Consider the following 24168-nt stretch of genomic DNA (forward strand, 5'->3'; position numbering starts at 1 on the left):
CGGAGCAATACGATGCTGAACATGTTGACGCTGCTACAGGAGGCCATGTCGACCGGCCAGGGCCTCGCGATCGGTCTGGCCATCGTCGGAGGCGGGCTCTCGGTACTCGGGGCCGGTGTCGGAATCGGCCTCATCGGCGGGCGCATGACGGAAGCGATGGCCCGTCAGCCCGAAGAGGCGCAGACCATCCAGTTGGCCGCGATCGTGCTGGCCGTGTTCATCGAGGGTGTAGCGCTGTTCGGGCTCGTGATCGCCGCCTTCATTCGGGGCATCTGATGCGTTCGGTCGGACTCGGCGCGATCGCGGGGTTTGCGGCGCCACTGAAGCTGGCCGCCCAGTCGGAGACGGGGATCTTCTCGCTCAATGTGGGGCTCGTGGTGTGGACGTGGATCCTGTTCGGGCTCACGCTCCTCGTTCTGGTGAAGTGGGTCTTCCCGCTCATCTCCGGAGGGCTCGAGCAGAGGCACGAGAAGATCCAGGGCGCCATCGACGAGGCCCTCTCCGCACGCGATGAGGCCCAGGAGTTGCTGGCCAGGCAGGAGGCCGCGCTGGAAGCGGCGCGCGGCGAGGCGCGGGAGATGCTGGAACATGCCCGCCAGCACGCCGACGGCCTCCGGAAGGAGATTCTCGAGGAGGCGCGGGCACAGCAGGCCCAGATGCTCGACGACGCGCGACGGGAAATCGGACACGAGCGGGACCGGCTGCGCGAGGAGATCCGGCGGGATGCGGTGGATCTCGCGCTGGCGGCGTGCGAACGGCTGATCCGGGCCCGGCTGGACGCCGAGGAGAACCGGCGGCTCGTCCGCGAGTTCGTGTCGGGCGTATAGCGGTCCGATGACGGAGCGAGCGGAGCGATGAGCGCGTCGGCGGTGGCCCGCAACTATGCGGCGACTCTCTTCGATCTCGCGGCACGGGACGGGAGCGAGGCGGAGTACGGGCGGCTGATCGAGGAGATCGGAGACCTGTACACGAACGTCCCGGAGTTTCAGCGCTTCCTGGAGGTGCCCGCGGTGTCGCTGTTCGAGAAGAAGGAGGCGATCCAGGCGGCTCTTTCCGGCCGGGCGCCGAATCTCTTCGTCCGCTTTCTGATGGTCGTGCTGGACCGCCACCGGCAGCGGGCTCTCCCCGGAGTCGCTCGCGCCTACCGCGATCTCCTGGACGCGAGGGCGGGGCGCGTCAGGGCCAGCGTGACGCTGCCGTTCGAGGCGGATGACCGCGTCCGGAGCGAGGTGGTTGCAGCGCTCCAGCGGCGCTTCGAGCGGGAGGTCGTTCCCGAATTCCACATGGATCCGAACATCCTGGGCGGCGTGATCATCCGGGTCGGCGACGAGTTGCTGGACGCCTCGCTGCGGAGGCAACTCGAGCGGATGCGCCGCGAACTGTACTGAGACCTCTGTACCGGGAAGTTCGTACCGGAGAATAGAGAAGAGAAGAGAATATGACAGGTTTCGACAGCTCTCTTCGAGCGAGCGAGATCAAGAAGGCCCTGCTCGAGCAGATCGACCGCTACGAGGAGGAACTTCGGGTCGAGGAGGTGGGCGAGGTCCTCGAGGTGAAGGACGGCGTGGCCCGTATCTGGGGCCTTTCCACATGCGTGGCCAACGAGATGCTCGAGATCACGTCCCGCCACACCGGGGTCTCGGTGACCGGTCTCGCCTCGAACCTCGAGGAAGACAACATCGGCGCCGTGATCCTCGGCGACTATCTGGCCCTGAAGGAGGGCGACCCGGTGCGCCGCACGGGCCGCGTGCTCTCCGTACCCGTGGGCCCGGACATTCTCGGCCGCGTCGTGGACACGCTGGGCCAGCCCGCCGATGGCCGCGGACCGATCGAGACCGTGACCTACATGAAGGTCGACCGGAAGGCGCCCGGCATCGTCTACCGGCAGCCCGTGAACGAGCCGCTGCAGACCGGGCTGAAGGCGATCGACTCGATGATCCCGATCGGGCGCGGGCAGCGCGAGCTGATCATCGGGGACCGCGGCACGGGCAAGACGGCCGTGGCGATCGACGCCATCATCAACCAGCGGGGTCAGGACGTCGTCTGCGTCTACTGCGCGATCGGGCAGAAGGGTTCGACGGTCGCCGGCATCGTCGAGCGGCTGCGCGAGGAAGGCGCGCTCGACTATACGGTCGTGGTGGCCGCGAACGCCTCGGACCCGGCGCCCATGCAGTTCATGGCCCCCTACGCCGCGTGCGCGATCGGCGAGTACTTCATGTACGAGGAAGGCCGGGCGGTCCTCGTGATCTACGACGACCTCAGCAAGCAGGCCGACGCGTACCGCGAGGCGTCCCTCATCCTGCGCCGTCCGCCGGGGCGCGAGGCGTACCCCGGGGACGTCTTCTATCTCCACAGCCGTCTGCTCGAGCGGGCCGCCAAGATCAGCAACGATCCCGAGGCGATCGCCGGCCATCCGGACATCAGGAAGCCCGGCGGTTCGCTGACCGCGCTCCCGATCATCCAGACGGCGGCCGGCGACGTGTCGGCCTACATCCCGACGAACGTGATCTCGATTACCGACGGCCAGATCTTCCTTGAGACCGACCTCTTCTACTCGGGCATCCGTCCGGCCGTGAACGTGGGGATCTCGGTCTCACGCGTAGGAGGGAACGCGCAGATCAAGGCCATGAAGAAGGTCGCCGGACGTCTCCGGCTGGACCTCGCGCAGTTCCGCGAGATCGAGGCCTTCGCACAGTTCGGCACCGAACTTGACGCGGCGACGCAGCGGCAGCTGGACCGCGGCCGGCGGACCGTCGAGGTCCTCAAGCAGGGGCAGTACGACCCGATGCCGGTCGAGGAGCAGGTGATGGTGATCTTCGCCGCCACGCAGGGATTCCTCGACGACCTCGAGGTGTCGAGCCTCCGCGGCTGGGAGGTCGGATTCCTCGAGTACATGCGGACACGCCATTCGGGGGTCGGAGAGGCCATCCGGGAGGAGAGGGAGATCTCGAGCGAGACCGAAGCCGCGCTCCGCGCGGCGATCGAGTTCTACTCGGACACCTTCGCCCACGACGGCACCTCGCGCACCGACGGTTCGGAAGCCGCGGCGAGTCCGGCCGCGGCCGTGACGGCGTAGGGCAGCCGGGGCGGGGGCATGAGCAAGTCGAGAGACATCTATCGGCGGATGAAGTCCGTCGACAGCACGAAGAAGATCACGCGAACCATGGAGATGGTCGCGACCGCCAAGCTCGCGCAGGCGCAGGGGCGGGTGATCCGCGCGCGCCCGTACTCGGCCCAGCTGATGGACATGATCGCCCGGCTCGCCACGCCGGATCTGGCGGAGTCCCAGCCCCTGCTGCGGCAGCCCGACCGCATCGCGCGGGCCGCGGTCGTGCTCGTGACGAGCAATCGGGGACTGTGCGGTGCCTTCAACGCGAACCTCATCCGAACCGCGCAGGCGCAGCTTCGGGAGCTGGGGGAAGCCGGGGCCGCCATCGAGTTCCACGTCTACGGGAACAAGGGGATCTCCTACTTCCGGTTCCGGGGCGTCGAAATGGCGCACGCCCGCAACGACCTCGGGGATCCTCCGGCCACGGAGGATGCGCGGAGTCTGATCGAGGACCTGGCCGCCCGCTTCGTGTCGGGCGAACTGGATGCGGTCCGGCTCGTGTTCGCGGAGTTCCGAAACATGGTCAGCACGCCGCCCAGGGTCCGGCAGATTCTGCCGGTCGGCGTCGGAGAGGCGCGCAGCGGGCCGCAGCCCTTCTACATCCTGGATCCGTCGGAGGACGGGATTCTCGACCATCTCCTGCCGCTCTACGTCACGAATTCGACGTACAGCGCGCTCCTCGAGACGGCGGCGGCGGAGCAGGCCGCCCGCCGTACGGCGATGAAGTCGGCGACGGACAACGCCAACGACTTTCTCGACAACCTGCGACGCACGTACAACCGCGCCCGCCAGGCCGAGATCACCAACCAGATCGCGGAGATCATCGGCGGTGCGGACGCACTCGATGGATAGCATGCACGGGGGCGGCGACGCCCCTCACGAACCGAAAGCCATGAGGCTGACACATGTCTGAAGTATCGCCCGAGGGATCGACGAAACGAGGCGTCGGCCGGGTCGTGCAGGTCATCGGGCCCACGATCGACGCCGTGTTCGAGCCCGGGCATCTGCCGGAGATCTACAACGCGCTCTCCCTGTCGTGGCAAGACGATGACGGGACCGCGCACGATCTCGTCTGCGAGGTGGCGCAGCACATCGGCCGCAATCAGGTGCGCGCCGTCGCCATGGACGCGACCGACGGGGTGAGGCGCGGCATGGACGTCGTGGACACGGGTCACGCGATCACGACCCCCGTCGGCGAGGCCGCGCTGGGCCGGATCCTCAACGTCCTCGGCGAGCCGGTGGATGAGATGGGGCCGGTGGAGGCGAGCGAGCGCTGGCCGATCCACCGCAAGGCCCCCACCCTGCAGAACCTGGAGTCGAAGACCGAGATCTTCATCACGGGGATCAAGGTCGTGGACCTCATCGCCCCCTACGTGAAGGGCGGCAAGACGGGCCTGTTCGGCGGGGCCGGCGTCGGGAAGACCGTCATCATCATGGAACTCATCAACAACATCGCCCAGGAGCACGGCGGCCGGTCCGTCTTCTGCGGGGTGGGCGAGCGCACGCGCGAAGGCAACGACCTGTGGCTCGAGATGAAAGAGTCGGGCGTCATCGATTCGACGGCGCTCATCTACGGGCAGATGAACGAACCCCCGGGCGCGCGTCTGCGCGTGGGGCTCACCGGTCTCACGGTGGCGGAGTATTTCCGCGAAGTGGAGGGCCTCGACGTCCTTCTCTTCATCGACAACATCTTCCGCTTCAGCCAGGCGGGGTCCGAGGTCTCGGCGCTTCTGGGCCGCATGCCGAGCGCGGTCGGCTACCAGCCGACGCTCGCCACCGAGATGGGCAACCTCCAGGAGCGGATCACCTCGACGACGAGGGGCTCGATCACCTCGGTGCAGGCGATCTACGTGCCGGCGGACGACCTCACGGACCCGGCCCCGGCCGCCGCGTTCACGCACCTCGATTCGCAGACGGTGCTTTCGCGCCAGATCGCCGAACTCGGCATCTACCCCGCCGTCGACCCGCTCGACTCGAGCAGCCGGATCCTGAGCGAGCAGTTCCTGGGCGAGCGCCACTACCGGGTCGCGACGGCGGTTCAGCGGACGCTGCAGCGCTACAAGGACCTGCAGGACATCATCGCGATCCTCGGGATGGACGAACTCTCCGAGGAGGACAAGGTCATCGTGAACCGCGCGCGGCGAATCCAGAAGTTCCTCTCGCAGCCGTTCCACGTGGCCGAGCAGTTCACCGGGATCCCCGGCCGCTACGTGCCGCTCGAGACGACGATCGAATCGTTCGAACGCGTCGTCGAGGGCGAGTTCGATCACCTTCCGGAGCAGGCCTTCTACATGGTCGGCGGGATCGAGGAAGTGATCGAGCAGGCCCGGAAGCTGGAGGCGGAGGCCGCATGAGCGGGCGCGACCGGGACGGCCGCGCCGCGCCGGGGCGCGAGGGAGGCGGCTGATGGCGGCGGCGCGCATCGGGGACCACGACGGGCCCTGGAATGACATCCCGTCGGCCGCGAACCTGTCGACGGAACGTCGCCTGCGGGTGACGGTGATATCTCCGTCCGCAGCGGCCTTTTCCGGGGCCGCGACATCCGTCGTCGCGCCGGCGCACGACGGGGAGATCGGCATCCTGTACGGGCATGCCCCGATGGTGGTGCTGCTCGGCGAGGGCTTCCTGCGCGTGCGTACGGACGACGGACCGCGTCGATTCCGCGTCGCCCGCGGCTTCCTGCAGGTGCTCGACAACACCGTCTCCGTCCTGGCCGAACACGTGGACCCGGCCGAGGCCGAATGACCTCGGGGTGGGGCGCGCCGCGAGCTTGACGCGCGCCTCCCCGACCCTTATTCTCCCCATCTTCCCCGCGAGCCCGTTCCATGTGTTCGCGGGGTGCTTTTTGACAATCCGGTAGCGAGTGAGTGCTGGGCGCCGAGTGCGTCTGAGGTGCTTGATGCCGTCAATGAAGATGGATCAAGCAAGTAAGGGCACAGGGTGGATGTCTAGGCACGGACTGGCGATGAAGGACGTGGCAAGCTGCGATAAGCCGGGGGTAGCTGCAAGCAGGCGTTGATCCCCGGATTTCCGAATGGGGAAACCCGGCCGGGGTGATGCCCGGTCATCCCTTCGCTGAATACATAGGCGTTGGGAAGCGAACCGAGGGAACTGAAACATCTAAGTACCTCGAGGAAGAGAAAACAACCGTGATTCCCTTAGTAGCGGCGAGCGAACGGGGAAGAGCCCAAACCGCGGAGGTGCCAAGGCGGCAGCCGTTGCTTCCGTGGGGTTGCAGGGTGGTTCGTGAGAGTCTGCCGGCTCTCGGAGCGTCGCGCGACGGTGAGTCGAATCCGTCTGGAAAGCCAAGCCATAGAGGGTGACAGCCCCGTAGGCGAAGCCGACGTCGCGATCTCCGAACCATCCCTGAGTAGGTCGGGACACGTGAAATCCCGATTGAAACCGGCAGGACCACCTGCCAAGGCTAAATACACGTCCGTGACCGATAGTGAACTAGTACCGTGAGGGAAAGATGAAAAGTACGCCGGGAGGCGGGTGAAACAGATCCTGAAACCGTGTGCCTACAAGCGGTGGGAGCTCGACGCTTTCTTCGTGAGAGACGTCGGGTGACCGCGTGCCTTTTGCATTATGATCCGGCGAGTTATTCCTCAGTAGCAAGGTTAAGCCGTTCAGCGGCGAAGCCGAAGCGAAAGCGAGTCTTAACTGGGCGACAAAGTTGCTGGGGATAGACCCGAAACCAGAGTGATCTATCCATGGCCAGGTTGAAGCGAGGGTAATGCTTCGTGGAGGACCGAACCGTTGTGGGTTGAAAACTGCTCGGATGAGCTGTGGATAGGGGTGAAAGGCCAATCAAACCTGGAGATAGCTGGTTCTCCCCGAAAGATATTTAGGTATCGCCTCTGAGTGTAGACTGCGGGAGGTAGAGCACTGGAAGGGCTAGGGCCCTAAACCGGGTACCAACCCCTACTAAACTCCGAATGCCCGTCAGTTGGTCTCAGGGAGGAAGTGCACGTGCGATAATGTTCGTGCGCGAGAGGGAAAGATCCCAGACCTTCAGCTAAGGTCCCCAAGTGCTAGCTAAGTGACAAAGGTGGTGGATTTGCGGAGACAACTGGGAGGTTGGCTTAGAAGCAGCCATCCTTGAAAGAGTGCGTAACAGCTCACCAGTCAAGCGGGTCTGCGCCGATAATGGTCGGGACTCAAGCTAGCCACCGAAGCTAAGGCTGCGCGCCTCATGGCGCGCGGGGTAGGGGAGCGTTGTCTGAGCTGTGAAGCGGGGCCGGAAGGCTACCCGTGGAGCGCAGACAAGTGAGAATGCCGGAATGAGTACGCGAGAAACAAGGTGAGAACCCTTGTCGCCGTAAGCCCAAGGTTTCCTGAGCCATGTCAATCAGCTCAGGGTTAGTCGGCCCCTAAGGTGAGGCCGAAAGGCGTAGCCGATGGGAAACGGGTCAACATTCCCGTACCACACGATACTGCGCTTGAGTTCGCGGAGGGACGCAGAGGTGAAAGGTCCGTCGTTTCCAAGGACATGAACGATGCAAGGAGGTAGGCGTTTCCGGGTAGGCAAATCCGCCTGGTTAAGCCGAGATCCGACGCCGAAGAAGTCTTCGGACTTCGCTAAGGGATCGTAATCGAACTGCCGAGAAAAGCTTCGCGAACGAGGAGTACGTGTGACCGTACCGCAAACCGACACAGGTGGGCGAGGCGAGTAGCCTCAGGCGCTCGAGTGAGTCTTGGTTAAGGAACTCGGCAAAATGTCCCCGTAACTTAGGGAGAAGGGGAGCCGGCGGTAGGTGAACCCGCTTCGCGCGGGTGAGCTGACACCGGCCGCAGAGAATCGGCCCAAGCGACTGTTTAGTAAAAACATAGGTGTCTGCAAAGTCGTCAAGACGACGTATAGGCACTGACGCCTGCCCGGTGCCGGAAGGTTAAGTGGAGGGGTCAGCTTCGGCGAAGCTCCCAAACGAAGCCCCGGTAAACGGCGGCCGTAACTATAACGGTCCTAAGGTAGCGAAATTCCTTGTCGGGTAAGTTCCGACCTGCACGAATGGCGTAACGACTTGGGCACTGTCTCAACCAAGAGCTCGGCGAAATTGGAGTCTCGGTGAGGATACCGAGTACCCGCGGCAGGACAAAAAGACCCCGTGCACCTTTACTACAACCTGATATTGGGTTCGGGCATAGTCTGTGTAGGATAGGTGGGAGGCATTGAAGCAGGGCCGCCAGGTTCTGTGGAGCCATTGGTGAAATACCACCCTTGCGATGTCTGGATTCTAACCCGGGACCGTTCATCCGGTTCGGGAACAGTGTCAGGCGGGTAGTTTGACTGGGGCGGTCGCCTCCCAAAAGGTAACGGAGGCGCGCAAAGGTTCCCTCAGCGCGGTCGGCAATCGCGCGAAGAGTGCAAAGGCATAAGGGAGCTTAACTGCGAGACCGACAGGTCGAGCAGATGCGAAAGCAGGCCTTAGTGATCCGGCGGTTCTGTGTGGAAAGGCCGTCGCTCAACGGATAAAAGGTACGCCGGGGATAACAGGCTTATCGCCCCCGATAGTTCACATAGACGGGGCGGTTTGGCACCTCGATGTCGGCTCATCGCATCCTGGGGCCGAAGAAGGTCCCAAGGGTCGGGCTGTTCGCCCGTTAAAGCGGTACGCGAGCTGGGTTTAGAACGTCGTGAGACAGTTCGGTCTGTATCCGCCGTGGGCGTTGGAGATTTGAGGAGAGCCGCTCCTAGTACGAGAGGACCGGAGTGGAGTGACCGCTGGTGTACCTGTTGTCCCGCCAGGGGCATCGCAGGGTAGCTATGTCGCGAAGGGATAACCGCTGAAAGCATCTAAGTGGGAAGCCTACTTCAAGATGAGATCTCCCGCACCGTAAAGGTGCCTGAAGGACCGCAGGAGACGACTGCGTTGATAGGCGGCAGGTGTAAGGCGTGTGAACGTCTCAGCCGAGCCGTACTAATCGTCCGTGAGGCTTGATCCTGATCTTTATACAAGGTCTATAAGCGCTTCAGCGCACTCAAGAGTTTGGCACTCACTCGCTGCTTGTTCTCGAGAATTGCCGGCGGCTTTAGCGAGGGGGAAACACCTGGTCCCATCCCGAACCCAGCAGTTAAGCCCCTCAGCGCCGATGGTACTTGGGCGGAGACGCCCTGGGAGAGTAGGTCGCTGCCGGCGCCTTATCGGAAACGCCTCGTGTCCACGTGGATACGGGGCGTTTCTTGCATCGGGCGACGGGGGCGGGAAGGCGACGGGGCGTCCGTGATGCGGCACCCGGCCGCGCTAGCTAGTGTAGTGTCGCGAAAGTGGCGTTCGCACGGCTCACTTTCGCCAGGATGTCCTCCACGGCGGCGGTCCACTTGAACGGCGCCGGGTCCCGGTTCCGGTCGTCGATGTAGGCCGTGATCGTGTCGGTCAGCTGCTTCACGCCGGTCACGGCGAGCCGCTTGAGCCGGCGCTGCGCCAGCTCCGAGAAGAAGCGCTCGACGAGGTTGAGCCACGAGGACGACGTGGGGATGAAGTGGAACTTCACCCGGGGGTGCTTCTCCAGCCACGCCTCCACCTTCCCGTGCTTGTGCGTCGAGTAGTTGTCGAGGATGACGTGAAGGTCCAGCTCCGGATCGACCCGCGTCTCCACCTCGGCCATGAAGCGGAGGAACTCCCGGTGCCGGTGGCGGGGCACGCACTTGTGGATCACCTCCCCGGTCGCCACGTCCAGCGCCGCGAACAGGGTCGTCGTCCCGTGGCGCTTGTAGTCGTGCGTCATCGTGCCGCACCGGCCCTTCTTCCACGGAAGCCCCGGCTGCGTGCGGTCCAGCGCCTGGATTTGGCTCTTCTCGTCGAAGGCGAACACGACCGCCCGCTCCGGCGGGTCCACGTACAGCCCCACCACGTCGCGGAGCTTCTCCACGAACTCCGGGTCGGTCGAGAGCTTGAAGGTGCGCGTGAGGTGGGGCTTCAGCCCGTGCGCCCGCCAGATCCGCGCCACCTGGCTGTGGTGGAGCCCGGCCGCCTCCGCCATCAGCCGCGTGCTCCAGTGCGTCCCCCGCGGCGGCTTCTCCTCCAGCGTCCGGCGCACGACCTCCGCCTCCACCTCCGGCGTGATGCTCGTTCGCGGACGGCCCCGGCGGGGCCGGTCCTCCAGTCCGGCGAGACCCTCGGCCTCGTACCGGTCCAGCCACCGCTGCACGGTCGGCAGCGAGAGGCCGAACTTCCGGGCCATGGCCCGGCCCGACAGGCCGCTGGCCGAACCGAGGACGATCCTGGCGCGCTCGGCGCGCCGCTGCGGGGTCTTCCGGGCTCGAACCCGCCGTTCGAGCTCCTCGCGGTCCCCGGGCCGCAACCGGATCCTTCGTATCTTGGGCATGCGCCGAAGATAGCACGTGTTTCCCCCATTGACCATCTCATCTCTGCGACACTACACTAGGGCTGCGGACGGCGACGACCTTTCGCCATTGTCTTGCTACGGGGTGGTGACGGCGAGGAAGCGGCGGACGGCGGCGGCGGGGTCTGGGGCGGACATGACGGCGGAGAGGACGGCGATGCCGGCGCCGGTGGCGTGGACGCGGGCCGCGTTGTCCGGAGTGATGCCTCCGATCCCCAGGCAGGGCAGGCCGCTCGCCTTCCGGACTGCGCGGACGCGGTCGGGGCCGATCGCTTCGTCGGCGAGGCCGGGCTTGGAGCGGGTGCCGAAGACGGCCCCGACACCGAGGTAATCGGCTCCGGCCGCGGCGGCGCGGCGGGCCTCGTCCGGATCATCGGTCGAGTAGCCGATGAGGAAGTCGGGGGGAGAGAGTCTGCGCGCGGTGGGGAGGGGCAGGTCCTCGGGGCCGAGGTGGACGCCATCGGCGCCCGCGGCGAGGGCGACATCGAGGCGATCGTTGACGACGAGCAGGGCGCCGGCGGGCGCTGTGATCGCGAGGAGCCGGATGGTCGTCTCGAGCAGGGTTCGGCTGTCGACCGTCTTGTGGCGAAGCTGGATGGCGGTGGCGCCGGCGCCGACGCAGTCCGCGACGACCTGTTCGAGCGGTCGTCCGCAGGCGGGCCGTGGGTGCGTGAGCACCATGAGACGCCCCGGATCGGGCACGGCGGGCGCCGGGCGCGGGCTCAGCGCGCCGCGTCGCGGGCGAGCCGTATGCGGCTTATTGCGGCGTTGTGTTCCCGCAGGGTGCGCGTGAACTCGTGCGAGCCATCGTTCCGCGCCACGAAGAAGAGGTATTCGTGCTCCGCGGGTTGGAGGGCGGCGCGCAGCGACGCCGCGCCCGGAGAAGCGATGGGGCCGGGCGGCAGCCCCGGCTGCGTGTAGGTGTTGTAGGGGTGGTCCGCGACGGCATCGATGTCGCGGTAGAGGAGGCGCGACCTCGGTTCCCCAAGCGCGAAGTGCACCGTCGGGTCCGCCTGGAGCAGCATCCCGCGTTGCAGGCGGTTCCAGTACACGCCCGCGACGACCGTACGCTCATCCCCTCTCTGGACCTCCTTTTCGACGATGCTGGCCAGGGTCACGATCTCGCGCTCGTCCAGTCCGAGCGTCGCGGCCCGGGCTCGCTCGTCCTCGCCCCAGAACGCGTGATAACGGCCGACCATCGCGGCGACGATCGCAGGGAGGCCGACGCCCTCGGCGAACCGGTACGTCTCCGGAAAGAGGTATCCCTCGAGTGTCGGCCCCGGGACACCGAGTTCGGAAGCCCGCGCCGGATCTGTCAGGTAGGCCTGGACCGCCTCCACCGGATCTCCGCTGTACGCGGCGAGACGATCCGCGACTTGCGGGATCCCGAAACCCTCCGGAATCGTCAACGGTGTGGTGACGACCGCGCCGCTGTGAAGCGCCCGCAACAGGTACGCGTACGGCGCCCCTCTGGGAATCTCGTAACGGCCGGCCTTGAGCGACCTCGCCTCTCCCCTGAGGCGCACGTAGGCGTCGAACACTCCGAAGTGGCCGATCAGTCCGGCCGTCTCCAGCAGTTGGGCGACGTCTCCGGAGGCGACCCCCTCGGGCACGCGAATCTCGACGGTAGATCCGTCCGCGGGCCCCACCCCCCGGAACTCGGTGGAGAAGAACCCGTACGCCACGGGTGCCGCGGCCGCCAACACGGCGGCCACGCACCGACCCGCCTGCCGCCTCCCCGGCCGGCCGCTCATGGCCCTTCCGTGTCCGCGCCCACGGCCGAGATCGCAGTGCTCCGCAGGTAGGCGGAGAGCATGAGGGAGGCCGCGACCTCGTCGGCCCGACCCTTCTGTTCTCGCTTCGCCCTGGGCAGCTGCATGGCGAGAATCTCCCGTTCCGCGCGCGCCGTGGACAGCCTCTCGTCCCACTCGATGGTGCGTACCCCGGTGGCCTCCCGGAGGGCTCGCGCGAAGGTTCGTGCCTCCTCCGCCATCGCTCCCGCGGTACCGTCCATCGCGAAGGGAATACCCACGAGGATGGCCGCGGGCTCCACTTCGGTCACGAGCGCGACCAACCTATGTGGGAGGGCGGAGGCTGGTGCTCCCCGCCTCGGTCGCTCGATCACGCCGCGAGGCGTCGCGATCGTCCGGGTCGGGTCCGTGACGGCGACCCCGATGCGCCGCCGGCCGTAGTCGAGGGCCATGAGGCGCCCCGCGGGGGTCACCAGCGCCCCGCGCCTCCGAGGTCGACCCCGGCCGGGACCTCCCGGATCGTTGTCGCGGAGCCGAACATGAACCAGCAGGGCTGGCCGCCGCCGCATCGGACTTCCCTGACTGCCACCGGGCGGTTCGCCGCGCGGCTCAACACTCCACCGAGCAATGCGGCCGCGAAGTGACAGCACGCCCCGCCGGGAAGTTCCTCCGGCGCCTCAACGGAGTCGCGCCACGCAAGGGCGCCCGACCGTTGGCTTACGGGCCGGTACGATACCGAGCCGAGTCCGGCCCGGCGGAGGGCCGCATCGAGCCGGGACCAGAACTCGGACGCCGGCAGCGCCGCGGGCGCCTCGGCCAACGTCGCGAGAAGACCTCCGCCCGCGCGGTCGCCGGCTTCACGCACCGCCTCGATCCCCGGATCGCCGCGCTCGACGCAACGGCGGAAGAGGGTCGAGAGGGCGGACCTGGGGAGGCTTACGACGGGATCCTGCGTGGGGGAATTCATCGGCCGGAAAGCTAGACAGGCGATCGAAGGGGGACAAGGTTGGCCCGCACGCGTGGTCTGCGCGAAGCTCCCGAACCCGGATGATGCCTTGCTCCTGACGCCACTCATCGAGAAGAAACGCGACGGCGGCCGCCTCACGCCCGACGAGCTGGAGACACTCCTTCGGGCGTACATGGAGGGCGCGTTCGCGGACTACCAGATGTCCGCCTTCCTCATGGCGGCGTTCATCCGCAGCCTCGATCCCGGGGAACTGTCCGTGCTCACGCGGGCGATCATCGAATCGGGCACAAGGCTCGACTTCGCGGACGATGGCCCGCCGCCCGTCGACAAGCACTCGACGGGCGGCGTCGGCGACAAGGTCTCGCTCGTACTCGCGCCCCTCCTGGCGGAAGCGGGGCTTCGGGTTCCGATGATGTCGGGTCGCGGGCTGGGGCACACGGGCGGGACGCTGGACAAGCTCGAGTCGATCCCGGGATTCCAGGTCTCCATCGAACTCGACCGCTTCCGGACCATCCTCGACGAGGTCGGCTGCGCGATGATCGGGCAGACGAGGGAGATCGCGCCGCTCGACGGGCGGCTCTACGCCCTGCGGGACGTCACCGGGACGGTGCCCTCGCCGACCCTCATCGCGGCCTCCATCGTCTCGAAGAAGGTCGCCGAGGGGATCGAAGCGCTGGTGCTCGACGTGAAGTTTGGGCGCGGTGCGTTCATGACCGACGAGAGACGGGCCCGGGGACTGGCCCGGACGATGGTCGACCTCGCCGCCGCCGAGGGGGTTCGGGCCACGGCGCTGCTGACGGCCATGGATGCGCCCCTCGGCTATACGATCGGCAACGCGCTCGAGGTGGCGGAAGCGATCGAGACGCTGAGGGGCGGCGGGCCCGCCGATCTGCGCGAGGTCACGCTCGCCCTCGGCGCCGAATTGCTCGTCTCCACCGGCCGTGCCGCCGATGTCGAGGCTGCCGCGGCGGGGCTCGGCACCATACTGGAGGGTGGCGCGGCGCTGGGGCGGCTCGCGCGGCTCATCGAGGCGCAGGGCGGCGACCCGCGCGTGGCGGACGACCCGGGCCGGCTCCCGTCGGCGCCGGTGCGGGTGCCCTTCCGCTCGCCGGCTCCCGGCTGGCTCGACATCGACGCGCGCCGCGTGGGGCTCGCCTCGGTCGAACTGGGCGCGGGCCGCCGGCGCGTTGCGGACAGGATCGATCCGACGGTCGGCTTCGAGTTGCACCGCTTGGCGGGCGATCACGTGTCCGAAGGCGAGGTCCTGGTCACGATCCACGCGGCCGATTCGTCGAGCGCCGCCACCGCCGGGCAGCGTCTGATCGAAGCCATTGAACTCTCGGAGGAACCGCTCCCCCCGCGGAGGCTGATCCTGGACCGGGTCGACGAAGCTGGCCGGGCGGACGGCTGACATCCGCCCCCGCCCCGGTCAGTAAGGTGGGCCCACCGGCCGCCTTGAGGACGACCCGGCCGTCCACGGGCCGTGCGCGTCGCACGTCTCCGTCGGCTCGGTCCCTTCCAGGTAGATCTCGACGTAGCTGAGTTCGACCGGGCACCACCGCGTCGACAGGAGGCCCGTCGTCTCGTCCACCGTACGCTCGATGAGGCCCTCGGGACGTTCCCAGGCGTCGGGGTATTCGTGCGTCTCGTAGTAGTGCGCGAGCACCGCCGCCCCGACGGGCGCCGCCGTTCCGCCCCCGGTCGCCCCCCGATAGATCCGCTGCGGCCGGTCGAAGCCGATCCAGGTCGTCGTCACGAGATCCGGCGTGAAGCCGACGAACCAGGTGTTCGTGGCGTCGTTCGTGGTTCCGGTCTTCCCCCCGACCGGCACGGTGTAGGGAATCTCGTAGCGCGACCGCACCGCCAGCGTTCCCGTTCCCATGTCCACCGCGTCGCGCAGCATCGACTGGGCGATCCAGGCGATGCCGGGGTCGAGTACGCGCTCCCGCTGCACCTGGCTCTCCCACATGACGCGGCCTTCCTTGCTCTCGATGCGGAGGATCGACCGCGGGCTGACGCGGACGCCGAGATTCGCGAAGGTCGTGTACGCGGTGGCGACCTCGATCGGCCGCAGGTCGACGGAACCGATGGCGGCGGACGGAACGCGCGGGACTGCCGACGAGATCCCCATCCGTTCGGCCATCTGCGCGAACGACTCCTCTCCGACGCGCTGCCCCAGCTTGACGGCCACGACGTTGATGGAGCGGGCGAGCGCGCGCCGCAGCGTCAGCGGCCCCTTGAAGTCCTCGTCGAAGTTGCTGGGCGCGTAGGGGTCGCCGCCTACGTTCTCGAGGTAGTACGGCTGGTCGTAGATGACCTCGGAGGCCGGGATCCCGGAGGCGATCGCCGTCGTGTAGACGAACGGCTTGAACACCGAGCCCGGCTGCCGGACGGCCTGCGTCGCCCGGTTGAACTCCGAGTCGCGAAAATCGCGTCCCCCCACCATCGCGCGTACGTCGCCCGTCGCCGCATCCAGCGCGATGAACATGCCCTGGACGTACGGCATCTCGCCATCGCGGCTCGCCTGATACTGATACAGGCTGTCCGGGGGCCAGGCGCGCACCTCCTCGAAGGTGACGCCCGAAAACGCCGGGTGTCGGTCCACCCACTCCAGCTGCGCGAGCAACGCCGAGTCCGCCACGGCCTGGAGATCGGGATCCAGCGTCGTGTAGACCCTGTATCCCTTCTCGTAGATGTCCATGCCGTACAGAGCCTGGAGTCGCTGCCGCACCCATTCCACGAAATACGGGGCTTCCTGCCGGATTCGGGCCCCGCGCGTCAGCTCCAGCGGATACGCCTTTGCCGCCGCCGCGTCCTCGGGGCTCACGAGTCCCTGCTCCGCCATCAGCGCGAGGATGAGGTTCCGCCGCCCGATCGCCCGTTCGGGGCGGCGGGTCGGGTTGTAGCCGGCGGGATTCCTGGGGATCGCCGCGAGGAGCGCCGCTTCGGGCAGGTTGAGCTGCGCCGCCGTCTTCCCGAAATAGCGTTCGGCCGCGGCCTGGACCCCGTACACGCCGTCGAAATTGATCTGGTTGAGATAGGCCTCGAGGATCTCGGTCTTGCTGTACGCGCGCTCGAGATCGATCGCGACCCGCATCTCGCGGAGCTTCCGGCGCACGGTGATGTCCCGCCGGTCCACCGACCCCTGGAACATGTTGCCCGCGAGCTGTTGCGTGATCGAGCTACCGCCGGCGGCTCCGTAGCCCTGCAGCAGAAAATCGACAAACGCCTTGCTGGTCCGCCACAGGTCAACGCCGGCGTGGCCCCAGAAACGCTTGTCCTCGACCGCGATGAAGGCGTTGTAGATGTGCCGCGGGAGGTCGTCCATCCGGATTGGCGTGCGGCGCTCGATGGCGAGTTCGGCGAGGAGCGAGCCGTCCGCGGCGAACAGCTTCGTAGCCTCCTTGGGTTCGAAGGCGTAGATCTGGGCGATCGATGGGCATGCGTCGCAGAGGTGCGTCCAGCCCCGCCAGCCCAGGCCGGCCAGGAAACTCGCCGCGCCGAGGATGGCGACCACGATGCCCCCCCGCACTCGCGCCGGGAGCCTCCTCCAGCCCGCGATCGTCCAGCGGAGGGCGGTCTTCCTCCGCGGAGCGGTCTTCTTCCGCCGTGGCGTCCCGCGCCGCCCGCCGCGGGCGCGTCGCGCCTTCCGGGAGTTCCGCCTCCGCATCATGCCGCTCCCCGCCCTGCGCTCCCGCTGCCGCTCACGATCTCCTCCGGACTTCGCCCCTCGCGTCGAACCGCCGCGAGGCCGATTGTATCGTCACGCCGCTCCCGACGGGAGCCACGACGAGATGACAGGGAATATACCGAACCCGCGTGCGAATGTTTCTCCCCCTGGAAGAACAGCTCCGTCGAATCCGGCAGGGCGCCGAGCAGATCGTCCCCGAAGCCGAACTCCTCGCCAAGCTCGAACGCTCGGCGAAGGAGGATCGTCCACTCATTATTAAACAAGGCTTCGACCCCACGCGCCCGGACCTCCACATCGGCCACGGCGTCTCGATCCACAAGCTGCGCACGTTCCAGAAACTCGGTCACCGGGTCGTCTTCGTGATGGGGGACTTCACGGCCCGCGTCGGGGACCCGAGCGGGCGCGACGAAACGCGTCCGATGCTGTCCGAGGAGGAGATCGAGTCAAACCTCGCCACCTACGAGGAACAGCTGTTCCGCATCCTCGATCCGGAGACGACGGAGATCCGCCGGAACAGCGAGTGGCTCGCGCGGCTCACGCTCGCGGACATTCTGCGCCTCACCTCCCAGTACACCGTGGCCCGCATGCTCGAGCGCGACGACTTCGCGGAGCGCCACCGCGAGGGCCGCCCGATCAGCCTCGTCGAGTTCCTCTACCCCATGATGCAGGGCCACGACTCGGTCGCCCTGCGGGCCGACGTCGAACTCGGCGGGACCGACCAGCTCTTCAACCTCCTGCTCGGCCGGACGCTGCAGGAGCGTGCCGGACAGGAGCCGCAGGTCTGCCTGATCATGCCGCTGCTGCGCGGCACGGACGGCAGGCGGAAGATGTCGAAGAGCTACGACAACTACATCGGCATCTCGATGGAAGCGGAGGATGCCTTCGGGCGCGTAATGTCGATTCCGGACACGCTCCTCGAGGAGTGGATCTCGCTCGCGTCGAGCGCCCGGGGCGAGGAGCTTGCCCGGCGCCGGCGCGAGGCCGGGACCGATCCGCTGGCGGCCAAGCGCTGGCTGGCCGGGGACATCGTCGCGCGATATCACGGCGCGGCCGCCGCCCGGCGGGCGCGGGAGGCGTTCGACCGTCTGCACCGCCACCGGAAGGTGCCGGAGGATATCCCGACGGTCGCGCTCTCGCTCGACGGCCGTGATGGGTTGTGGATCGCCCACGTATTGCGCGACTCGGATCTCGCGTACTCCTCCTCGGAGGCCGGCCGGCTCATCCGCCAGGGAGCCGTGCGCGTGGACGGAGATGTCATCGCCGACCGGGACCTGCGCCTCGGCGCGGGTGAGTACGTCGTGCAGCGCGGCAAGCGGAAGTTCGCGCGAATCTCGGTTGAGCCGTAGATCGAGCCCTTGCACGCCCTGAAATGCCCGCTCATGTTATCCGGTCCCCTCCACCGGGGGAATTGGCGTTCCTGCACCCGGGAAGCGGACAGGGTGTCCCGAAACGGTGCGCTCGAACGTTATACACAGGAGCGGTAACGCGCAGCAGACTCTGACGGCTTGTTTTCGGACGCGGTGTATCGACCCGGCCGCGCCGACGAGGGGAGCACCTCTCGAATAGTTCCGGGTCCTGGAGGATCCCACTGCCACAGGAGGGTGATCCATGTTGTTTGACTTGTCAGGAAGGCGGAGGCGCGTGAGCGCGCTGGCCGCCACCGCAGTGAGCGCCTGGCTCTTTATCGGTGCGGCTCCGCTGCTCGCCCAGGGGGCGGTGTCGGGGACGGTGACCGACGCGGAGTCGCTCGCCCCGGTAGCGGGCGCGCAGATGTTCGTAGCGGGTACGGTGATCGGCACGCTGTCGGGCCCGGAGGGCACGTACCGCATGGAAGGGGTGCCGGCGGGCGAGCAGACGGTGACGGTGCGTCTGATCGGCTATCGCGAGCTCTCTCAGACGGTGACGGTCCAGTCGGGGCAGGTGGCCACGGCGGACTTCTCGGTGCAGCAGACGGCGCTGCGGATTCAGGACATCGTGGTCACGGGGGTGGTCGGCGCGACGCCGCAGGTGAAGCTCCCGTTCACGGTGGAGCGTCTCTCGGCGCAAGACCTCCCGGTCCCGGCCGCGGACGCCTCTTCGCTGCTCGCGGGTAAGGCGGCGGGCGTATCGGTCGTGTCCGGCTCGGGCCAGCCCGGCCAGCCGGCCGACATCCTGCTCCGCGGCCCGACGTCCATCAACGCATCCGGCCGTTCGCAGGCGCCGCTGATCGTGATCGACGGCGTGATCCAGTCCGAGCAGGCATCGCTCTCCGACGTGGGCGCGCTGGATGTCGACCACGTGGAGATCGTGAAGGGCGCGGCGGCGGCTTCGCTGTACGGCTCGCGTGCGCAGAACGGCGTGATCCAGATCACGACGAAGCGCGGCACGGGTCTGCAGACGAACTCGCTGAACATCCTCACCCGGGGCGAGTACGGCTTCGGCCAGCTCGTCGGCGAAATCGGCCTCGTGCGATCGCACCCGTACACGATGAACGCCTCCGGGACGAAGTTCATCGACTCGACGGGCAGCGAGGTCGACTTCCGCGACCTCAACCGTCCGGGCTTCGGGTCGGCGATCCTCTACAACCAGATCATGCCGGGAGAGGCCGCGACGCCACAGACGGCGTTCGCGAACCAGGCTTTCCCGAACGACCTCTTCAACCACATGGACACGTTCTTCGATCCGGGCGAGACGGTGGACATCTACGGGGCGGTGACGGGCCGCTTCGGCGAGTCGAGCTTCCGGGTGAGCGTGGACCAGTTCCGCGAGGCCGGGGTGGTCAGCTGCGCGGTGTGCGCCGACAACCTCGGCGATCTGAACGCGGACCGCGTCGCGCAGGGGCTGTCGGCCTTGAACGTCGGGTTGCCGAATGACGAAGGCTACCAGCGGCAGAACGTGCGCCTCAACGTCGACACGCGTTTCGGCGACCTGGACATCGCGGCGAGCGGCTTCTACTCGCGCGCCGACCAGGACGACCGGGCCGTTTCCACGGGCGCCTTCTCCCGCCTGACCTTCATGTCGCCCGCGATCGACATCACCGACATCGATCCGAGCGACGGGTATCCCGACATCAACGCGGACCCGCAGTCGATCGAGCCGAACCCGCTCTACCTGCTGGCCGTCAACGACAGCCGGGACAAGCGGACGCGGACGATGGGCTCGGTGGACCTCAACTACTCGCCCACGGGGCTCGACTGGCTGACGTTCGAGGCGAACGCCTCGTTCGACCGCACGGACTTCCGCGACTACAGGATCCGGCCCAAGAACGAGCGCACGGCCGGCGGCGGCGGCACCGGTGACTTCACCGGCGGCAGCCTGAGGGAGTTCAACTTCACGGACGAGGCGATCAACGCCTCGGTGACGCTCGGCGCCAGCCAGACGTTCATGGACGGCGATCTCACGGTGCGCGGGAAGGCCCGCTACCTGATCGAGGATCAGGACTTCGGCTCGAACGGCGTGTTCGGGAGCCGCTTCTCGGTGCAGGACGTGCCGAACTTCGGCGCGATCATCGGCGAGACGAGCGGGAACAACCAGGTCCGCCAGATCAAGGCGGAGGGGCTGTTCGGGATCGCGAGCGCGGACTACCGCGGCCGCTACATCCTCGACGGTCTGGTCCGTCGCGACGGCTCCTCGCTGTTCGGTCCGGACGAGCGCTGGCAGACGTACTACCGGGGCTCGGTCGCGTGGCGGATCGCGCAGGAGGACTTCTGGAACATCGACGCGATCGATGAGTTCAAGCTGCGCTTCTCGCTGGGGACGGCGGGCGGCCGGCCCAACTTCTACGCCCAGTACGAGACGTTCGGCGTCTCGGCGGGCGCGATCTTCCCGGTCAACCTCGGGAACACGGCGTTGAAGCCGGAGTTCACGACCGAGCGCGAGGCGGGGATGAACTTCGTGTTCTTCGAGAACATCGGGCTCGACCTCACGTATGCGTGGCAGACGACGGACGACCAGCTGCTGCAGGTCCCGCAGCCGGCGTTCGTGGGCTTCTCGAGCCAGTGGCAGAACGCGGGCGAGATCTCGGCCCAGACGTACGAGGCGTCGCTCCGCTACGCGGCGATCGACGAACAGGACGTGGGCCTGCAGTTCCGCGTGAACTGGGACAAGACGAAGCAGGAGATCACGCGCCTCGACGTTCCCGCCTATCAGTTCAGCGCCTTCTACGTCGCCGAAGGTCGTCCGCTGGGCGAGATGTGGGGCGAAATCTGGGCCGAGAGTTGCGCGGACCTCGCGCCGGTCGGCATCTCCGCCTCCGACTGCGCCTCGAACTTCCAGGTGAACGACGACGGGCTGCTCGTCCCGACGGGCAGCGCCAACTTCACCGACGGGTTCAGCAGCGGGCTGTGGGGCACCCAGGTCATGGTCGCCACGGAGGACGGCGAGAACTCGTACCACTGGGGTCTTCCCATCAAGATCCGGGACTACTCTCCGGTGTGCGTGGAGAAGAATCCCGGCGACTACATGGAGAAGTGCCCGCTCGTCGAAGATCGCCTCCCGATCGGGAACACGACGCCCAACTTCAACACGTCCTTCGCGACCAACTTCCGGTACAAGGGCCTGAGCCTGAACGCCCTGCTCGAGGCCTCCATGGGGCACCACATCTACAACGGGACGAGACAGTGGTCGCTTCGCGAGCTGCGTGGTGAGGACACGGACCAGACGGGCAAGTCCCTGGAACACAACAAGCCCGTCGGATACGCGTCGGCGATCTACTCGGTCAACGCCGACAACTCGTGGTTCATTGAAGACGGCTCCTGGATCAAGGTCCGCGAGCTGTCACTCGGCTACACGCTGCCGGCGTCGATCGTGGAGAGCCTGTTCGGCGGCGTCTTCGACCGCGTGACGATCAACGCGATCGGTCGCAACCTGTTCACGATCACCGATTACCGCGGCTACGATCCCGAGGTCGGCGGCGGCGGCGGCCAGCTGGGAAGCACGGCGATCAACGCCCAGGACAACTTCGCATATCCGAACTTCCGGACGTTCACCTTCTCGGCGGAACTGGTCTTCTAGACCTCAACCTGTTGACAGCGGCGGGCCCCGCCCTCTCCGGAGGGCGGGGCGCTCCCGGGTTTCGACGAACCGACGGGAGATCCCGATTGCATTGGAGGAGAAGAATGAAGAACAAGCTGGTACCCACAGCCTTCGCGCTGGCGATGCTGGTCGGCTCTACGGGTTGCGACCTCCAGGTCGACAACCCGAACGAGCCGGACCGCGCGCGCGCTCTGGCCGGGCCGGATGATGTGGAGACGCTCATTGCGAGCTCCTTCCAGAAGGTCTGGGAGGTCGGGCATTACTGGAACAACGCGAACTTCGCCTTCGGTCACATGGCGAGCCGCCACACGGCGACGTGGGGCAACATGGGGATGAACGACCTCGGCCGTGAGCCGCGGGAGACGCTCCCCAACTCGCCCTCGTATCGCTGGTCCTACGTCTTCGAGGCGAACTGGGGCGACACGTACGGCGGCATTTCGGCCGCGTCGGACGGGATCCGGGCCATCGATTCCGGTCTGGAGATCGGACCGGGCGGCGATCGCAACACCCGTGCGCGTGCCTTCGCCCAGACGAGCCAGGCGATTCTGAGCTGCCTGCTCGCGCTGTGGTACGACCAGGCGTTCATCGTCGACGAGACGGTCGACCTCTCCGGCGAGCTCGAGACGGTCGACTACAACGCGACGTTCAGCTACGCCATGGGCAAGCTGGACGAGGCCGAGTCGGCCGCCCGTTCCGCCTCGTTCGACCTCGAGGATACGTGGATCAACGGCAACTCCTGGAGTAACAACGAGCTTGCGGACTACCTCGTGAGCTGGAAAGCGCGCTGCGCGGCGAACCTGCCGCGGACGGATGCCGAGGCGGCGGGCTCGAACTGGAGCCAGATCATCGCGAACGCGCAGAACGGAATCCGCGACGTCGTCGTGCTCGGCGAGGACTCCTCGTCCGACACCGCGTGGTTCGACGGCCTCAAGTCGCTCATGCAGGAGAACGAGACCTGGCACCGGATGCACATGGACTGGGTCGGCATGGCGGACCAGAGCGGCGAGTATCAGGACTGGCTGTCGACGCCGACGGAGCAGCGCACGGCGCGCCTGCTGACGTTCGGCGATGACATGCGCTTCCCCCCGCAGAACCTGGAAGGGACGACCTCCGACGTGGTGAGTCCGTCCGTCGCGTCCTACGGGCCGCGGTCGCGCTTCAACGCGACGATCATCTTCCGTCCCGAGCGCGGTACGTATCGCCAGTCGCACTACGGCGACATGCGCTACGACGCGTACACGCAGAGCTGCAGCTTCTGCTTCTTCGGCGACATGGAGCACATGACGTCGCAGGAGATGGACGCCTACGTCGCCGAGGGCCATTACCGCATGGGCAACTTCGCGGGCGCGGCGGACATCGTGAACCGGACGCGCACGGAGGCGGGTCTGCCGGCGGCGCCGGCGAACCCGACGGATGCGGTGCCGTCGAACGGGGCGGGCGAGTGCACGCCGCGCAAGCGATACGACGTGCGGGGACGCTGCGGCAACCTGCGCGATGCGATGTGGTTCGAGCACTTCGAGACCGTGTTCAACGTGTTCGGCGGGCTCGAGCACTGGCACGGGCGTCGCAACGACCTCCTGCCGGCGGGGACGGCGCTGCAGTTGCCGATGCCGGCGGCGGACCTCGAGGTCCTGCAGCGGGACATCTACACGTTCGGTGGAGTAGGCGGAGTGAGTTCGGCTCCCAACCCGATTCCGCCGTCCGTGGTTCCAGGCAACCTGAACTCCGCGCTGGAGCGGGCGGCCTACTCGCTGGCCCGTCTCAAGGCGGATCGGGTCGCGAGGACGAGTCTCGTCCGGCGCTAGGATCCGACGCCAGCGGGTTGCGGGGGGCGTGAGCCCTCCGCGACCACGCTTCATACAGCGATGTTGCCGGAGTTCACGCACCTCCGGGCCAGGCCTTTCAGGGCCAGGCTCGGAGGTGCGTTGTTTTCGGCTTCAGCGGGGGTCGTCGTCGGGGAAGGGCCGCGGTCTTGTCACGGTCGCGGGGTCATGAAACGTTTAGGGTGAGGATATCCTCGGCGAACACGGAGCCTGGACGGGCTTCCCTGGCGTCCGGGGAGCGCGCCCTGGATTCCCGGGGCCCACGGAGGACGGCTCTTGCAGAGACTTCTTCGCAGACAGCAACCACGCACCTTCGCGCCACGCCCGCGGGCGGATGATGCGGATGATGCGGGGTGCGTTTTTTTGCAGTGATTTCTCGACCCGGCGTGTCGGCCCGGCCGTGTCGAGCGGGGGCGAGCGCCCCCGGAATTGCGGGCCGCAGGGGAGGATCCCGCTTGCACAGGAGG

At 67.1% G+C, this 24168-nt stretch carries 17 protein-coding genes and 2 rRNA genes; 13 read left to right on the top strand and 6 right to left on the bottom strand.

Features of this window, described 5'->3' with window-relative positions:
* The first annotated feature begins 12 nt into the window (after positions 1 to 12).
* The 9 genes from ACOQPP_RS18290 (at position 13) to rrf (ending at position 9249) form a co-directional block, all read left to right on the top strand.
* Entirely contained in the window at positions 13 to 276 is a 264-nt protein-coding gene (locus tag ACOQPP_RS18290; RefSeq protein ID WP_419167346.1) for a F0F1 ATP synthase subunit C, read from the top strand.
* Entirely contained in the window at positions 276 to 827 is a 552-nt protein-coding gene (gene atpF, locus ACOQPP_RS18295) for a F0F1 ATP synthase subunit B (RefSeq protein WP_420637122.1), read from the top strand. The genes ACOQPP_RS18290 and atpF overlap by 1 nt, the downstream gene beginning before the upstream one ends.
* Positions 828 to 854: 27 nt before the next feature.
* Positions 855 to 1388, top strand: coding sequence for an ATP synthase F1 subunit delta (atpH, locus tag ACOQPP_RS18300; RefSeq protein ID WP_419167344.1), 534 nt, complete (start codon positions 855 to 857; stop codon positions 1386 to 1388).
* A 50-nt stretch (positions 1389 to 1438) separates the two neighbouring features.
* A complete protein-coding gene (gene atpA / locus ACOQPP_RS18305; RefSeq protein ID WP_420637123.1) occupies positions 1439 to 3076 on the top strand; it encodes a F0F1 ATP synthase subunit alpha in 1638 nt (545 codons plus the stop codon).
* A gap of 18 nt (positions 3077 to 3094) precedes the next feature.
* Entirely contained in the window at positions 3095 to 3961 is an 867-nt protein-coding gene (atpG, locus tag ACOQPP_RS18310) for an ATP synthase F1 subunit gamma (protein WP_419167342.1), read from the top strand.
* Positions 3962 to 4014: 53 nt separating this feature from the next.
* Positions 4015 to 5463 carry a F0F1 ATP synthase subunit beta gene (gene atpD / locus ACOQPP_RS18315; RefSeq protein ID WP_419167341.1) on the top strand — a complete coding sequence of 483 codons (1449 nt, stop codon included), beginning with the start codon at positions 4015 to 4017 and terminating at the stop codon, positions 5461 to 5463.
* Between the two features lie 52 nt (positions 5464 to 5515).
* Entirely contained in the window at positions 5516 to 5854 is a 339-nt protein-coding gene (locus tag ACOQPP_RS18320) for a F0F1 ATP synthase subunit epsilon (protein WP_419167340.1), read from the top strand.
* Positions 5855 to 6026: 172 nt separating this feature from the next.
* Positions 6027 to 9055 (top strand): 23S ribosomal RNA (locus ACOQPP_RS18325).
* A gap of 77 nt (positions 9056 to 9132) precedes the next feature.
* Positions 9133 to 9249: ribosomal RNA gene (rrf, locus tag ACOQPP_RS18330) — 5S ribosomal RNA — on the top strand.
* Between the two features lie 109 nt (positions 9250 to 9358).
* On the opposite strand, the gene ACOQPP_RS18335 is transcribed toward rrf, so the two are convergent.
* From ACOQPP_RS18335 to ACOQPP_RS18355, 5 genes are all read right to left on the bottom strand, one after another.
* A complete protein-coding gene (locus tag ACOQPP_RS18335) occupies positions 9359 to 10438 on the bottom strand; it encodes an IS630 family transposase (RefSeq protein WP_420637124.1) in 1080 nt (359 codons plus the stop codon).
* A gap of 96 nt (positions 10439 to 10534) precedes the next feature.
* Positions 10535 to 11158: a thiamine phosphate synthase gene (gene thiE, locus ACOQPP_RS18340; RefSeq protein ID WP_419167339.1), complete on the bottom strand. Its 624-nt coding sequence runs from the start codon at positions 11156 to 11158 to the stop codon at positions 10535 to 10537.
* A 20-nt stretch (positions 11159 to 11178) separates the two neighbouring features.
* Positions 11179 to 12210 (bottom strand): endolytic transglycosylase MltG, encoded by a 1032-nt coding sequence (gene mltG, locus ACOQPP_RS18345; RefSeq protein ID WP_419167338.1) that lies wholly within the window; start codon positions 12208 to 12210, stop codon positions 11179 to 11181.
* Positions 12207 to 12680, bottom strand: coding sequence for a Holliday junction resolvase RuvX (gene ruvX, locus ACOQPP_RS18350; protein ID WP_419167337.1), 474 nt, complete (start codon positions 12678 to 12680; stop codon positions 12207 to 12209). Before ruvX ends, mltG begins: the two co-directional genes overlap by 4 nt.
* Complete coding sequence (locus tag ACOQPP_RS18355; RefSeq protein WP_419167336.1) at positions 12677 to 13174, bottom strand: hypothetical protein; 498 nt, start codon at positions 13172 to 13174, stop codon at positions 12677 to 12679. The genes ruvX and ACOQPP_RS18355 overlap by 4 nt, the downstream gene beginning before the upstream one ends.
* A gap of 88 nt (positions 13175 to 13262) precedes the next feature.
* Between ACOQPP_RS18355 and ACOQPP_RS18360 the strand changes: the two genes are divergently transcribed.
* A complete protein-coding gene (locus ACOQPP_RS18360) occupies positions 13263 to 14585 on the top strand; it encodes a thymidine phosphorylase (protein WP_419167335.1) in 1323 nt (440 codons plus the stop codon).
* Positions 14586 to 14603: 18 nt separating this feature from the next.
* Here ACOQPP_RS18360 and ACOQPP_RS18365 read toward each other — a convergent pair whose 3' ends face one another.
* Positions 14604 to 16847: a penicillin-binding protein 1A gene (locus tag ACOQPP_RS18365; RefSeq protein WP_420637125.1), complete on the bottom strand. Its 2244-nt coding sequence runs from the start codon at positions 16845 to 16847 to the stop codon at positions 14604 to 14606.
* Between the two features lie 152 nt (positions 16848 to 16999).
* Here ACOQPP_RS18365 and tyrS point away from each other — a divergent pair, with 152 nt between their 5' ends.
* From tyrS to ACOQPP_RS18380, 3 genes are all read left to right on the top strand, one after another.
* Positions 17000 to 18211: a tyrosine--tRNA ligase gene (tyrS, locus tag ACOQPP_RS18370; RefSeq protein WP_419167988.1), complete on the top strand. Its 1212-nt coding sequence runs from the start codon at positions 17000 to 17002 to the stop codon at positions 18209 to 18211.
* A 295-nt stretch (positions 18212 to 18506) separates the two neighbouring features.
* Complete coding sequence (locus tag ACOQPP_RS18375) at positions 18507 to 21857, top strand: SusC/RagA family TonB-linked outer membrane protein (RefSeq protein WP_420637126.1); 3351 nt, start codon at positions 18507 to 18509, stop codon at positions 21855 to 21857.
* A 104-nt stretch (positions 21858 to 21961) separates the two neighbouring features.
* Positions 21962 to 23683, top strand: a complete 1722-nt coding sequence (locus ACOQPP_RS18380) for a hypothetical protein (RefSeq protein WP_420637127.1) — start codon at positions 21962 to 21964, stop codon at positions 23681 to 23683.
* Positions 23684 to 24168: the final 485 nt, after the last annotated feature.

This window comes from Candidatus Palauibacter sp. (assembly GCF_965222475.1).
Classification (GTDB): domain Bacteria; phylum Gemmatimonadota; class Gemmatimonadetes; order Palauibacterales; family Palauibacteraceae; genus Palauibacter.

Coding starts and splice junctions, on each gene's coding strand:
- ACOQPP_RS18290 (WP_419167346.1), top strand. CDS start 13: ATGCTGAACATGTTGACGCTGCTACAGGAGGCCATGTCGACCGGCCAG.
- atpF (WP_420637122.1), top strand. CDS start 276: ATGCGTTCGGTCGGACTCGGCGCGATCGCGGGGTTTGCGGCGCCACTG.
- atpH (WP_419167344.1), top strand. CDS start 855: ATGAGCGCGTCGGCGGTGGCCCGCAACTATGCGGCGACTCTCTTCGAT.
- atpA (WP_420637123.1), top strand. CDS start 1,439: ATGACAGGTTTCGACAGCTCTCTTCGAGCGAGCGAGATCAAGAAGGCC.
- atpG (WP_419167342.1), top strand. CDS start 3,095: ATGAGCAAGTCGAGAGACATCTATCGGCGGATGAAGTCCGTCGACAGC.
- atpD (WP_419167341.1), top strand. CDS start 4,015: ATGTCTGAAGTATCGCCCGAGGGATCGACGAAACGAGGCGTCGGCCGG.
- ACOQPP_RS18320 (WP_419167340.1), top strand. CDS start 5,516: ATGGCGGCGGCGCGCATCGGGGACCACGACGGGCCCTGGAATGACATC.
- ACOQPP_RS18335 (WP_420637124.1), bottom strand. CDS start 10,438: ATGCCCAAGATACGAAGGATCCGGTTGCGGCCCGGGGACCGCGAGGAG.
- mltG (WP_419167338.1), bottom strand. CDS start 12,210: ATGAGCGGCCGGCCGGGGAGGCGGCAGGCGGGTCGGTGCGTGGCCGCC.
- ACOQPP_RS18355 (WP_419167336.1), bottom strand. CDS start 13,174: ATGAATTCCCCCACGCAGGATCCCGTCGTAAGCCTCCCCAGGTCCGCC.
- ACOQPP_RS18365 (WP_420637125.1), bottom strand. CDS start 16,847: ATGATGCGGAGGCGGAACTCCCGGAAGGCGCGACGCGCCCGCGGCGGG.
- tyrS (WP_419167988.1), top strand. CDS start 17,000: ATGTTTCTCCCCCTGGAAGAACAGCTCCGTCGAATCCGGCAGGGCGCC.
- ACOQPP_RS18380 (WP_420637127.1), top strand. CDS start 21,962: ATGAAGAACAAGCTGGTACCCACAGCCTTCGCGCTGGCGATGCTGGTC.